Below are 12,845 nucleotides of genomic sequence, written 5' to 3'. Positions count from 1 at the left end.
TTTGACTGTTGCAATCATGAACCAGAATTCCACTTCCGCCCGCAGCTGGGGCACCATCGTCACGCATAGTGACGAGATGGCCATCATCTACCGTTACGTCGACGCCTTTCATGACGATTGGGACCTGTCGTCGCAACCGGACCGCATCATCATCGCCTGGCGTTATGAGGACGAAACGGGCATGCCCGCGCCGAACGAGCGCGAGCACATGGAAGAGCTGGAAGCGGCGCTGGCGCCCGTGGTGGAAGAGGGCGGCTTCGCCACTCTGGCCCTGGTATCCACGGGCGAAAACTTGCGCGAATGGATTTATTACACGCAGTCGGGCGAGGAATTTTTCAATCGCCTGAACACGGCGCTGGCGTCGCGTCCGAAATTCCCGATTGAAATTCGCAGCGCGGCCGACCCCGCCTGGTCGACTTACGCGGGTTTCATGGCAGCCCTGCCGCAGTAATTACGCCAGCGCGGCTGTCACGATGCGTGTGGCGGCCGTGATGATGTCCTGGTTCGTATCCGCTTTTTTCTGTTCGCGCGTGTAGTACACGGCGATGACCAGCGGCGCGCCGCTGGCCGGATAGGCCACGCCAATATCGTTGACGCTGCCATACGCGCCCGAGCCCGTTTTATCGGCCACCTGCCAGCCGGCCGGCACGCCGGCGCGGATGCGCTTGTCGCCCGTCGTATTGCCGCGCATCCAGGCGTCGAGCTGCTGGCGTTGTGGCGCCGGCAAGCTATTGCCTAATAATAGTTGCTGCAAGCTGTGCGCCATCGATGCAGGGCTGGCCGTGTCGCGCACTTCGCCAGGGATGGCGCTGTTCAATTCCGTTTCCCAGCGTTCCAGCTGAAACACCGTATTGCCGATGCTGCGCGCAAACGCCGTCACGGCTTGCGGCCCGCCTAATACTGTCATCAAGAAATTGGCCGCGCTATTGTCGCTGTATTGCAAGGTGGCGGCGCACAGGTCCGCCACGCTCATGCCGTCGCTCAGATGCTTTTCCGTGATGGGCGAATACGTGACCAGGTCTTTTTTCTCGTAGCTTACGTGCTGATCCAGCAAGCCCGGCTGGCTGACGCTGCGGGCCAGCACGGCGCCCGCCAGCATGGCCTTGAAGGTGCTGGCCAGGGGAAAGCGTTCGTCGGCGCGATAGGCGACGCGCAGCTCGCTGCCCTGGCGCCAGGCGGCAACGCCGAGGCGTCCGCCGGCGGCCTGTTCCAGCGCGGCCAGTTGCGTGTGGGCGGCGGCGATGCCGGTGGCGGGCGCGGCAAACAGCAGCGGTGTCGGGCACAGCAGGGTGGCGCCGCTGGCCAGCAAGAGGTGGCGACGGAGGTGGTTCAGGGAGTCAGTCATGGTGTGGGAGTGTTGTTGGTGTGGAAAGGGTAGCCAGCAGTTCGCCGATGGCGAGCAGGTTGGCCGGTTTGGTCAGATGGTGGTCGAAGCCGGCCGCGCTCGATTGGCTGCGGTCGTTTTCGGCACCCCAGCCCGTCAAGGCAACGAGTACGACGTTGGCGCCGGCCGGTATCCGGCGCAGCGCGCGCGCCACTTCATAGCCGTTCATGCCGGGCAAGCCGATATCGAGGAAAATGACATCTGGCAAGAATTGCGGCGCCACGGCCAGGGCCTGCGCGCCGTCGTGGGCCACTTGCGTGGCATGGCCCATCATGTCGAGCACGGCGGCGAGGGTATCGGCCGCATCCACGTTGTCATCGACCACCAGTACGCGGAAGTACGGGCCGCTGGTGGCGCCGCCCTGCGAGGCCGGCGCGGCGGGCGCGGCCCGCTCCGCCGCCACCAGGGGCAGGCGCACGCTAAAGGTGCTGCCCAGGCCGGCGCCGGGACTGCTCGCCGTGGCACTGCCGCCGTGCAACTCGGCCAGGCGCCGCACCAGCGACAGGCCAATGCCCAGCCCGCCTTGCGCCCTGCCCATGTTCTGTCCCACCTGGGTAAACATGTCGAAGACGGTGGCGATCGACTCGGCCGGGATGCCCACGCCGCTGTCCTTGACCTCGATCAAGACCTCGTTGCCATCGCGCACCGCGCGCAAGGCGATGTGGCCGCCAGCGGGCGTGTATTTGGCGGCGTTGTTGAGCAGGTTGCCCAGCACTTGCGCCAGTCGCGTGGGATCGGCCTCGAGCGGCAGTGCCTGCGCGTCCAGCGCCACCTGCAACTGGTGATGGCTCGCTTCAATCAGCGGCATGCTCGTTTCCACGGCGCTGGCGATGATGGTTTTCAGATCCGTGCGTTCGAGCTTGAGTTCGATCTGGCCCCGCGTGATGCGGGCCACATCCAGCAAGTCGTTGACCAGGTGCACCATCTGATTGACTTGCCGTTCCATTACGTCGCGCACTCGCGCCACGGTGGCGGGCTTGTCGGCGGCCAGGCGCATGATTTGCAAGCCGTTGCGGATGGGTGCCAGCGGGTTGCGCAGTTCGTGCGCCAGGGTGGCCAGGAATTCCGTCTTGCGCCGGTCCATCTCGGACAGGTTGTCGGCCAGCTGGCGCAATTGCTGCTCCGAGCGTTTGCGCTCGCTGATATCGCTGAACAGCACCGTCAGCAGACGGCTGCCGGGGCCTCCCAGGCGCGCGGCGAAGACTTCAAACCAGCGCTCCATGGCTACGGCGGCATTTTCGTAGCGCGCAGGCTCGCCGGTCTTGAGGACCTGGTCGTACAGGTCGAACCAGTGCTGGTCGTGGTCGGGCACGATGCTGCGGATGGTCTTGCCGATGGCATCGTCCAGCCCCGACTGCTTGACGAAGGCGGCGTTGCCTTCCAGGTAGCGGAAGTCGACGGGGCGGCCCTGCTCGTTGTATAGCATCTCGATGACGCAAAAACCCTGGTCCATCAGGTCGATCAGGGTGCGGTAGCGTTCCTCGCTGCGGCGCAGTGCGTCTTCCACCTGTTTCTGGCGCGTGATGTCGAGCAGGACGCCTGGAAATTGCAAGGGCGTGCCGTCGGGCGCGTATTCCGCGCGGCCCCGCGCGATCACCGAGCGGTACTGTCCATCGCCGGCAGCGATGCGGTAGCTGGCCTCGAACGGCGTGTGCGCGTGCAGCGCCTGTGTAATCTGCGCACTGACTTGCTTGCGGTCATCGGGGTGGATGATGTCCAGGTAGCGCGCCAGGGGCGCCGCCGCGGCCGCATCGGCATGGACGGGGAACAAACGCGCCATATTGCTGTCGACCGTGACTCGGTCGGCCCCGATGTCCCAGTTCCAGGTGGCCACGTCACCGGCCGCCAGGGTCAGGCGCAGGGTTTCCTCATTCTGCTTGCTGGCCGTCAAGTCGAGCGAGATGCCGGACAGGGCGATCACGTTGCCGGCGCCGTCGCTGGCACAAGTACCGCGCATGTGCGCCCAGTGCAGCGAGCCGTCGGGCCAGCGCACGCGGATGTCGATCTCGAAATCGCTGGCGCTGGCGATGGCGGCATGCACCACCGTTTGCCAGTGCTGCAGGTCGCCGTCGAGCATGATACCCATCAACTGCACGTATTCGATGTGGCTGGCAAGTGGCAGGCCCAGATTGGCCTTGAATGCATCGGAACCGGCCATGCTGCCGCTGCCCAGGTCGATCTCCCACGTGCCCATGCGGCCGCCCTGCATGGCCAGGCGCAGCCGCTGTTCCGTCTGCCGTTGCTGCGTCACGTCGCAATGCGAACCCAGCCATTCAAGAATGCTGCCGTCGGGCGCCAGCACCGGCAGCATGCGCACGAGCATATTGCGGTAGGCGCCGCTGACGTGGCGCAGCCGGTATTCCGCTTCGAACACGCTCGTCAGATGCGATGGCATGACGTAGGGCAAGTTGCGGTCGTCCGGATGCAGGGCATTGAGCCAGCCGCGGCCCAGCAGTTCTGCCTCGGTCTGGCCCGTGAAGGCGCGCCAGGAAGGCTGGTCGCTATCGAACTGGCCGAAGGTTTTCGTGCTCCAGACGATATCGCAATGCGCGCCCAGCAATAGATGCGCGGCCCGGGCGGCGGCGGGGGAAGTGGGCAAGTCTTGGCTATGCAGGCTCGGTTCTGGCATGGAGAAGGTCAGTAATGGTGCGGCGCGCCGCCGCTGCACTGGAATGTGGCAGCACGGCAAGGTCAAGTACGGCGATATTACAGTCAAATACCGGCCCGGGCCTGTCTTCCAGGCGCATTTTTGCCGCCTTGTTGAAATGGTGGCGCCAGGGCCGGAAAACGGGCAAAACAGCCAGCCCATGTCCATATTGTGGCTGAATAACCACTAGTCAGCCTTGAATGTTGGTGAATGAATATTTTACATAACAATATTCTTGCCGCGCATAAGCCGCTTGAATTAAATTGGCGCCTTACTAAAAAGTTGGCGCTCATCAGACATCCCAGAGATGCGGCCGCAACCGCTGTCCGCTTGCGTGGCAGCCAGGGCAGAGCCAGTGACGCCGAGAGCGGGGGAACATTCGCTCGCGCTGTTGCACCGTGATGGTGCAAACGATCGTCCAGCGCCGTATATAACCCGGAGACAGGTTGCAAGAAAGACAGATTTCGCAATTCTTTTTTTAAACTTCTGGGAAACCACATGATCAAGATGTCAAAGATGCACAAGCGTTTGTGCGCCAAAAGCGCCGCAATGCTGGCCCTGTCCGCTGCCTTGCCTATCGGTACGGCTTATGCTGATGAAGTCGCTGCTGATACGGCCCCTGCCGCCAGCCAGCTGGAAACCGTGACCGTCACGGCACAGCGCCGCAAGGAAAATATCCGCGACGTGCCCGTCTCCGTATCGCTATTGCGCGACGAGAAGCTCGACGTGCTGGTGTCGAGTGGTCAGGATATCCGCGTGCTGGCCGGTAAAGTGCCGAGTCTGAACGTGGAATCGTCGAATGGCCGCACCTTCCCCCGCTTCTACATCCGCGGCTACGGTAATACCGACTTCAACATCTTTGCATCGCAACCTGTTTCCCTGATTTACGACGATGTCGTGCAAGAAAACCCTATCCTCAAGGGCTATCCGATTTTCGACGTGGCTGGCGTAGAAGTGCTGCGCGGCCCGCAAGGCACCTTGTTCGGCCGCAATACGCCTGCCGGCGTGGTCAAGTTCGAATCCGTCAAGCCGAACCTGGACAAGGTTGAAGGCTATTACAACGTTTCCACCGCCACGCATAACACCAGCAACTTCGACGGCGCCGTCAACGTGCCGCTGAGCAAAGAATGGGCGCTGCGCTTCTCGACCCTGCGCCAGCACCGCGACGATTACGTCGACAATACCTTTACGGGCCAGAAAAACGCGTTGGACGGCTATAACGAACATGCCGAACGCGTGCAATTGCTGTACGCGCCGAACACCACGTTCAACGCCCTGTTCAATGTGCACCAGCGCAATACCACGGGTAGCGCGCGCATCTTCTTCGCCAACATGATCAAGCAAGGCACGAATGATATCGTCGACGGCTTCGATCCGAACAAGTCGTTCACGAATGCACCGAATTTCCAGCGCCTGCGCACCAACGGCGCCAGCGCCCGCCTGAGCTGGGATCTGGACGGCATCAAGTTGTATTCGATCACAGGCTTTGAACAGGTCGGCAATTACCTGTCGCATGGCGACATCGATGGCGGCACGCCGACGGGCCCCGGCTTCATTCCTTTCCAGGTTGAAACGGCTGGCGGCATCAGCAGCGTGAAACAATATTCGCAGGAATTGCGCGCCGAATCGAAGAATGCCGGACCGCTCAATTGGCAGGCTGGCGTGTACTACTTCAACGAAGAAGCCAACGGTTTCACCGACAACTTCGATTCCGACACACATGTGCTGGGCACGCATCTGGCCAGCCGCCAGAAGAACTCGGCCTGGGCCACCTTCGGTTCCGTCAACTACGCCGTCAACGATGACTTCATGCTGCGCGCCGGCTTGCGCTACACCAAGGACAAGAAGGATTTCAACACGGTGGAAGCGACCAACATCGAGCAGGTCAACCCGACCAGCGCCGATGTCAGCAAAGCCAAGGTCAACTGGGACTTGAGCGGCACCTACAAGTACAACAAGGACGTGAACTTCTACGCCCGTATCGCCACCGGTTTCCGCGCGCCAAGTATCGCTCCGGCCAGCACCAGCGTGCCTGTCACGGTTGCCGATGCGGAAACCATCACCTCGTACGAAGCGGGCATCAAGGCCGACCTGTTCAACCGACGCGCCCGCGTCGCCTTCAGCGTGTATGACTACCAGGTAAAAAACCAGCAACTGACGGTCGTTGGCGGCACCTCGAACGTGACGCGTTTGATCAACGCAGCGAAGACGAATGGCCGTGGCGCGGAACTGGAACTGGAAGGTTTTGTTACGCCTAGCCTGAAGATGTCCCTGGGCGGCAGCTACAACTTCACGGAAATCAAGGATCCGAGCCTGTCGATCGCCACCTGCGACAAAACACGCTGCACTGTGACTGATCCGATCAACGCTGCAAATCGGGCCGTCATCGACGGCAATCCGTTGCCACAAGCGCCGAAGTGGACGATCACTGCCACGGGCCGTTATTCGATTCCGACGGAGAACGGCGAATTCTTCGTCTTCACGGATTGGGCTTACCGCAGCAAGATCAATTTCTTCCTGTATGAATCGACCGAGTTCACCGGCAAGCCGATGCTCGAAGGTGGCTTGCGCGTGGGCTACACCTGGGATGCCGGCAAGTATGAAGTGGCCGCTTTTGGCCGCAACATCACCGACACCCAACGTATCACGGGCGCCATCGACTTCAACAACCGCACGGGCTTCATCAATGAGCCACGTCAGTTTGGTGTGCAGTTCAAGGGCAACTTCTAATTGCCCGATACCAGGCGCCGGCCCTTGCGGCCAGCGCCTGCTTCAACCCGCCCGGTTTGCGCCGCGGCGGGTTTTTTTATGCGCGCTCGGGAAGTCGTGCCAGCCGCTGCGCCCAGGCGGGAACGGCTTGCCGCCAGAAATCGTCCACCTTGTCTGCACGCAGGTCGAGACCGAGGATGCGGGCGGCCGGCAGCAATGCCGACGCCAGCAGTTCGGCAGCATGCGTGCCCGTATCGAAGGCGAGGGCGCCCGTCTGCTTGGACAGCTTTTCGCCGCTGTCGTTCGTGACGACAGGCACGTGCAGGAAGCCAGGATGGGGCAAGCCCAGCACATCCTGCAGATACAGCTGGCGCGGCGTGGAATCGAGCAAGTCCGCGCCGCGCACCACCTGCGTGATGCCTTGTGCGCCATCGTCGACCACCACGGCCAGCTGATACGCCCAGTAACCATCGCCGCGCAGCACGATGAAGTCGCCCACTTCGCTGGCCAGATCCTGCTGCTGCGGACCCGCCCAGCGGTCGCTAAAGCCATACACGGCTTGCGGCCCCTGCGGTACGCGCAAGCGCAAGGCCCGCGCCGCCTTGCCCGGCGCCAAGCCATGGCGGCAGGTGCCCGGATACACGGCGGCTCCGTTCTTGGGCGTACCTGCAAGCAGCACGGAATCCTGGATCTCCTTGCGCGAACAGCCGCACGCATACACGAGGCCATCGTCCTGCAACTGCTTCAGCGCCGCCTCGTACAGCGGCAGCCTGCGGCTCTGCCACGTCGCTTCGCCATCCCACGCCATGCCGCAGCGCTGCAGGGTAGCCAGAATCGCCATATCGGCACCCTCGACATTGCGGTCATAGTCCAGGTCCTCGATACGCAGCAACCACGTGCCGCGATGCACCTTGGCATCGAGATAACTGGTCATGGCGGCAACGAGCGAGCCCATGTGCAGGGGACCGGAGGGAGAGGGGGCGAAGCGGCCGATGTAGGGAGGGGAGAGAGAACTATTCATTCGTGCTTGCGCAAGCGGCTACACAGGTAGTTTGCGCTGGTGGAGTTGGCTAGGGTTGGAGCAAGTATCGGGGAGGGCGCGAGGCGTGTCAAATCGTGCGAAATGGCAGAGGCATGTCATGCCGCTGGAATGCCATCTTGTCTTGCGCGATGCATGAGCTGGACGTGATTGGATCGTAGCCCAAGGTAGCGAGCTACAGGATGAGCTGTATTTGGACGATGTGCAAGCAGTTGTTCCACGGTCGCGCTCTCCGCCAGCAGGAAAGCTTCATGCTGGCATCAGGCGCGAGCGTGGGTGTTGATGCGGAACAATGAATTTTAGAAATGGTACTCCGCGCGTATCATCGGCGTCTTCGCCGTCTGGCCCACATTGCCCGTGGTGGCGGCAGAATTGCCGAACTTGTTCTTCCAGTACTGGTACTCGATGCCTACGCGGAAAGTGTTCTTGGCGCTGCCCAGGGCCGCGCCCACGTCGTACATCACCTGCATGTCGATATTCGTTTCCACCGCCGTGTCGCGCCCCACTTCATCCTTGCCTTTCGAATCGATGAGATTGAAGAAACCTTCGAACGAGAACAGCGGCGACAATGGAATGCCCCAGGCGCCCGTCAGCATGGCATGGGTTTTAAACGTGTAGCGGCCCGTCACTTGTGAGATGGGCGGGAAGGCGCCGCTGGGGGCATTGCTTTCGCGCAGCAACAGCAAGCTGGTGTTGAAGAAGCCGGGCACGTCCCACATCAGGGTCGGGCCGGCCACCAGCATGCGCTTGCGCGAGTTGTAGCCGACGTCATTTTTCGTGTTGACGTCAAAGCCGAGAGTGACGCCAACGCCGCGCACGGGGCCGAACTTGATGTCGCTGCCGCGCACCTTGCCGATGTCGATGGTGTTGCGATACACCAGATACGCCTCCTGCGCGCCGGATGTTTTACCGAGTGCGCCAGGGTCCTTGCTGTCGGACATGAGGAAATCCAGGTTGACGAAGTTGCTGCCGTATTTGTAGCCGCTGGCATGCGTGATGGCAAAGATGTTTTTCTTGATGTCGTCCGGATTGAAGGGCTCGCGGTAATCATTGCCGGCGCGCCAGCTCAGCGCGGTATCGCTCCATTCGGCAGCCTGGGCGGTGGCGCCCATGCCAAGGGTCGTAGTGAGGCAGAGCAACAGACACGGTAGGGTTTTTGGCACTTTCGGCTCCTGAGGGCAGTGTTGGAAAACGGGTATTCGGTATGGCAGGGCGCGTAGCCCGCATGCAGCACTGCGAAGTAGCAACTGCGCGCCGTTCAATCCATGATGCGAGTATCGACGCATAGGACGATATGTATTTTCTGCATAGTTACTATCAGTTCCTGAATATAATCATCGCACCTTCTCACCCTTGCGGGGCAAGGCGGTTGCTGTAAAGCTGATAATTTTTTTTAAAATTGTATACAGGTGTTGTTTTTTTGTGGAAATAGAAATGCGCGCCGCCACGCCATCCCCCAAGCGCTGCGGATGCCGATACGATAGAGCGACCAGCTTGATTTTTCCCACCGGCGACCATGCCGGCGACCCTGCAGCGAGGCACGAAAAAAACAATGACGGCACGCCTGGAATTACACGATATCAGCAAGCGCTATCCGTCCGTGGTGGCCAATGACGGCATTCATCTCACCGTGGCGCCGGGGCAGATCCACGCCGTGCTCGGCGAGAACGGCGCCGGCAAATCGACCTTGATGAAAATCATCTATGGCGCAGTGCAGCCCGATGGCGGCCGCATCCTGTGGAATGGCCGCGAGGTCGAGATCGCTAACCCGTCGGCCGCGCGCGCGTTGGGCATCGCCATGGTGTTCCAGCACTTTTCCCTGTTCGACACCTTGACGGTGACGGAAAACATCGCCCTCGGTTTGCCCGCCGGCACCAACATGACGGAGCTGGCGCAGCGCATCGAGGTGACGGCGCGCCAGTATGGCCTGGACCTGGAACCGCAGCGCCACGTGCACACCCTGTCCGTGGGGGAATGCCAGCGCGTGGAAATCGTGCGCGCCTTGCTGGCCAAGCCGCAACTGTTGATCCTCGATGAACCGACGTCCGTGCTGACGCCGGGCGCCGTGGAAAAATTGTTTACGACCTTGCGCCAGCTGGCGGCCGAAGGCTGCAGCATCCTCTACATCAGCCACAAGCTCGACGAAATCCGCGCCCTGTGCCATACCTGCACGGTGGTGCGCGCCGGCAAGAATGCGGGCGTGTGCGACCCGGGCGCGGAATCGGCCGCCAGCCTGTCGCGCATGATGATAGGTGCCGAGCCGCCCGCCGTCACGCGCGTGGCGCGCACGCCCGGGGCGGCCATGCTGAGCGTCAGGCATTTGCAGTTGCCGAAGAGCCATCCGTTCGCCACGCAATTGATCGATATCAATTTCGACGTGCGCGCGGGCGAGATCGTCGGCATCGCTGGCGTGTCCGGCAATGGCCAGCAGGAATTGCTGGCTGCCCTGTCGGGCGAGGACCTGCGTGCAGCCCCTGCCAGCATCGTGCTGAACGGCGTCCAGGCGGGCTGTTTGCCGCCGGGCCGGCGCCGCGCCCTGGGCTTCGGCTTCGTGCCGGAAGAAAGGCTGGGGCGGGGCGCCGTGCCCGACATGGGGCTGGCCGACAACGTGCTATTGAGCTTGCAGACACCCGCCACCATCCGCCACGGCTTCGTGCGTCACAAGGTCATCGCGCAGCGGGCGGCCGCCATCATCGCGCGCTTCCAGGTGAAGGCGGGCGGACCGCAGGCGCTGGCGCGCAGCCTGTCGGGTGGCAACTTGCAGAAATACATAGTCGGACGCGAAGTCATGCGCGAGCCCACCGTGCTGGTAGTGGCGCAGCCGACCTGGGGCGTGGATGTGGGCGCGGCAGCGCAGATCCGCGCGGAATTGCTGGCGCTGCGCGACGCGGGCTGCGCCCTGCTGGTGGTATCGGAGGAACTCGATGAATTGTTCGAGATCAGTGACCGCCTGCTGGTGATGGCGAAAGGAAAAATGTCCCCGTCGCTGGACGTGGGCGAGGCCAGCGTGACCCTCGTGGGGCAATGGATGAGCGGGCTGTGGCCGCAGGAGGCTGCCCATGGCTAAGTTCGCCTTGCGCCTGGAAGCCCGGCCCACACCGTCGCGGCTGATGTCATGGCTGTCGCCCGTGCTGGCCGTGCTGCTTACCGTGCTATGCGGCGCGCTATTGTTTCTTGCGCTGGGACACGATCCACTGGCGGGACTGGCCGTGTTCTTCGTCGAACCGCTGCGCGACGCGCATGGCTGGTCCGAGCTGGGACTCAAGGTGGCGCCGCTGCTCCTGATCGCCGTCGGCCTGGCCATCTGCTTTCGCGCCAACATCTATAACATCGGCGCGGAAGGGCAGTTGACCCTGGGTGCCATCTGCGGCGGCGCGGCCGCCCTGTACCTCGATGACGGCGTCGGTGGCGCGGCCGTCATCGGTGTTGCCCTGCTGGCAGGCATGGCCGGCGGCATGGCATGGGCGGGCTTGGTAGCCTGGCTGCGCGACCGCTACAACGCCAGCGAAATCCTCGTCTCGCTGATGCTGGTCTACATCGCGCAATTGCTGCTCAGCTATCTCGTGTACGGCGTGCTGCGCGACCCGGATGGGTTCAATTTTCCCCAGTCGAAACTGCTGTCCGATGGCTTGCTGCTGCCGATGCTCATCAGTGATACGCGTTTGCACGTGGGCATCGTCTTCGCCTCGCTGGCCTCGCTGGGCGGCTGGCTGTATCTGTCACGCAGCATTGCCGGCTTCCGCCTGCGCGTGGGCGGCATGGCGCCGGCCGCCGCCCGGTATGCGGGCTTTTCTTCGCGCAAGACTTTATGGTCGTCCCTGCTGATCTGCGGCGCCCTGTCCGGCCTGGCGGGCGCCTGCGAAGTGCTGGGACCGATGGGGCAGTTGACGCCCACGGTGTCGCCCGGCTACGGCTTTGCCGCCATCATCGTCGCCTTCGTGGGACGGCTGCATCCCGTGGGCGTGATTTTCTCCAGCTTCGTCATGGCCCTGTTCTATATCGGCGGCGAACTGGCGCAATCGCGCCTCGGCTTGCCCAGCGCGATCACGGGCGTGTTCCAGGGCATCTTGCTGTTCGCCTTGCTCGCCTGCGACGTGCTGATCCAATACAAATTGCGCTGGAGGAAACATGGATAACCTGGCCCTGACGATAGCGCCCCTGATCGCCGCCAGCATCAATGCGGGAACGCCGCTGATGCTGGCCGCGCTGGGGCTGCTCGTCAATGAAAAGGCGGGCGTGGTGAACCTGGGTGCGGAAGGCATGATGCTGGTGTCGGCCATCACGGGCTTTGCCGTGGCCGTTAACACGGGCAGTCCCACACTGGGCTTTCTGGCGGGGGCGGGGGCCAGCATGGTGCTGTCCGGCTTCTTTGCCTGGCTGACCGTGTGGCTGGGCACGAACCAGTATGCGACGGGCCTGGCCTTGTCGCTGTTTGGCGCGGGCGCGTCCACGTATATCGGCCTGAACTATGTGGGCAACAGCTTGCACAACGGCCGCTTCGGCATCCCGTTCCTGGAGGATATTCCCGTGCTGGGGCCGGCCCTGTTTCGCCAGCATCCCATGGTGTATCTGTCGCTATTGCTGTGCATGGCCATCGCCTGGTTTCTGTACCGCACGCGGGCCGGTCTGGTGCTGCGCGCCGTGGGCGAGTCGCCGTCGTCTGCGCATGCGCTGGGCTATCCCGTGCGCCGCATCCGCCTGGCGGCCGTGCTGTTCGGCGGCGCCTGTTGCGGCCTGGCTGGCGCCTTCCTGTCATTGGTCTACACGCCGTTGTGGGTCGAGGGCATGGTGGCGGGACGCGGCTGGATCGCGCTGGCGCTGACCACCTTTGCCACCTGGCGACCCGCGCGCGTGGTGGGCGGCGCCTACCTGTTCGGCGGCATCACCATTTTGACCTTCCATGCGCAGGCGCTGGGCGTGCCCATCGCCTCGCAGCTGCTGTCGATGCTGCCGTATGTGGCGGCCATCGTCGTGCTGGTGCTCATTTCCAGCAATGCCAATTACATCAAGCTCAACATGCCCGCTTCGCTGGGGAAAAATTTCAATCCCGGAAATTAATCACTCAC

At 62.7% G+C, this 12,845-nt stretch carries 9 protein-coding genes; 5 read left to right on the top strand and 4 right to left on the bottom strand.

What is annotated here, in order from left to right:
- Positions 1-16 precede the first annotated feature (16 nt).
- Complete coding sequence (locus K0F85_RS21805; RefSeq protein WP_219118015.1) at positions 17-451, top strand: DUF695 domain-containing protein; 435 nt, start codon at positions 17-19, stop codon at positions 449-451.
- Here the strand turns inward: K0F85_RS21805 and bla are convergent, their stop codons facing one another.
- Complete coding sequence (gene bla, locus K0F85_RS21800) at positions 452-1,345, bottom strand: class A beta-lactamase (RefSeq protein ID WP_219118014.1); 894 nt, start codon at positions 1,343-1,345, stop codon at positions 452-454.
- Positions 1,338-4,013: a PAS domain-containing hybrid sensor histidine kinase/response regulator gene (locus K0F85_RS21795; RefSeq protein ID WP_219118013.1), complete on the bottom strand. Its 2,676-nt coding sequence runs from the start codon at positions 4,011-4,013 to the stop codon at positions 1,338-1,340. The genes bla and K0F85_RS21795 overlap by 8 nt, the downstream gene beginning before the upstream one ends.
- 516 nt (positions 4,014-4,529) lie before the next feature.
- On the opposite strand from K0F85_RS21795, the gene K0F85_RS21790 reads away from it, so the two are divergent.
- A complete protein-coding gene (locus K0F85_RS21790) occupies positions 4,530-6,761 on the top strand; it encodes a TonB-dependent receptor (RefSeq protein ID WP_219118012.1) in 2,232 nt (743 codons plus the stop codon).
- A gap of 76 nt (positions 6,762-6,837) precedes the next feature.
- Here the strand turns inward: K0F85_RS21790 and gluQRS are convergent, their stop codons facing one another.
- Entirely contained in the window at positions 6,838-7,761 is a 924-nt protein-coding gene (gluQRS, locus tag K0F85_RS21785) for a tRNA glutamyl-Q(34) synthetase GluQRS (RefSeq protein ID WP_219118011.1), read from the bottom strand.
- Between the two features lie 317 nt (positions 7,762-8,078).
- On the bottom strand, positions 8,079-8,891 hold the full coding sequence (locus K0F85_RS21780) for an outer envelope protein (RefSeq protein ID WP_219118010.1): 813 nt from the start codon (positions 8,889-8,891) through the stop codon (positions 8,079-8,081).
- Between the two features lie 440 nt (positions 8,892-9,331).
- Here K0F85_RS21780 and K0F85_RS21775 point away from each other — a divergent pair, with 440 nt between their 5' ends.
- The 3 genes from K0F85_RS21775 to K0F85_RS21765 are packed head-to-tail and all read left to right on the top strand — an operon-like array spanning position 9,332 to position 12,837.
- A complete protein-coding gene (locus tag K0F85_RS21775; protein WP_219118009.1) occupies positions 9,332-10,846 on the top strand; it encodes an ABC transporter ATP-binding protein in 1,515 nt (504 codons plus the stop codon).
- Positions 10,839-11,915, top strand: a complete 1,077-nt coding sequence (locus K0F85_RS21770) for an ABC transporter permease (RefSeq protein ID WP_219118008.1) — start codon at positions 10,839-10,841, stop codon at positions 11,913-11,915. The genes K0F85_RS21775 and K0F85_RS21770 overlap by 8 nt, the downstream gene beginning before the upstream one ends.
- A complete protein-coding gene (locus tag K0F85_RS21765; RefSeq protein ID WP_219118007.1) occupies positions 11,908-12,837 on the top strand; it encodes an ABC transporter permease in 930 nt (309 codons plus the stop codon). The genes K0F85_RS21770 and K0F85_RS21765 overlap by 8 nt, the downstream gene beginning before the upstream one ends.
- The last annotated feature ends 8 nt before the right edge of the window (positions 12,838-12,845 follow it).

The sequence above is a fragment of the Janthinobacterium sp. UMAB-56 genome, from assembly GCF_900095265.1.
In the GTDB taxonomy this organism is placed as follows: Bacteria; Pseudomonadota; Gammaproteobacteria; order Burkholderiales; family Burkholderiaceae_D; genus Janthinobacterium.
This window is presented reverse-complemented; position numbering and strand designations above follow the sequence as displayed.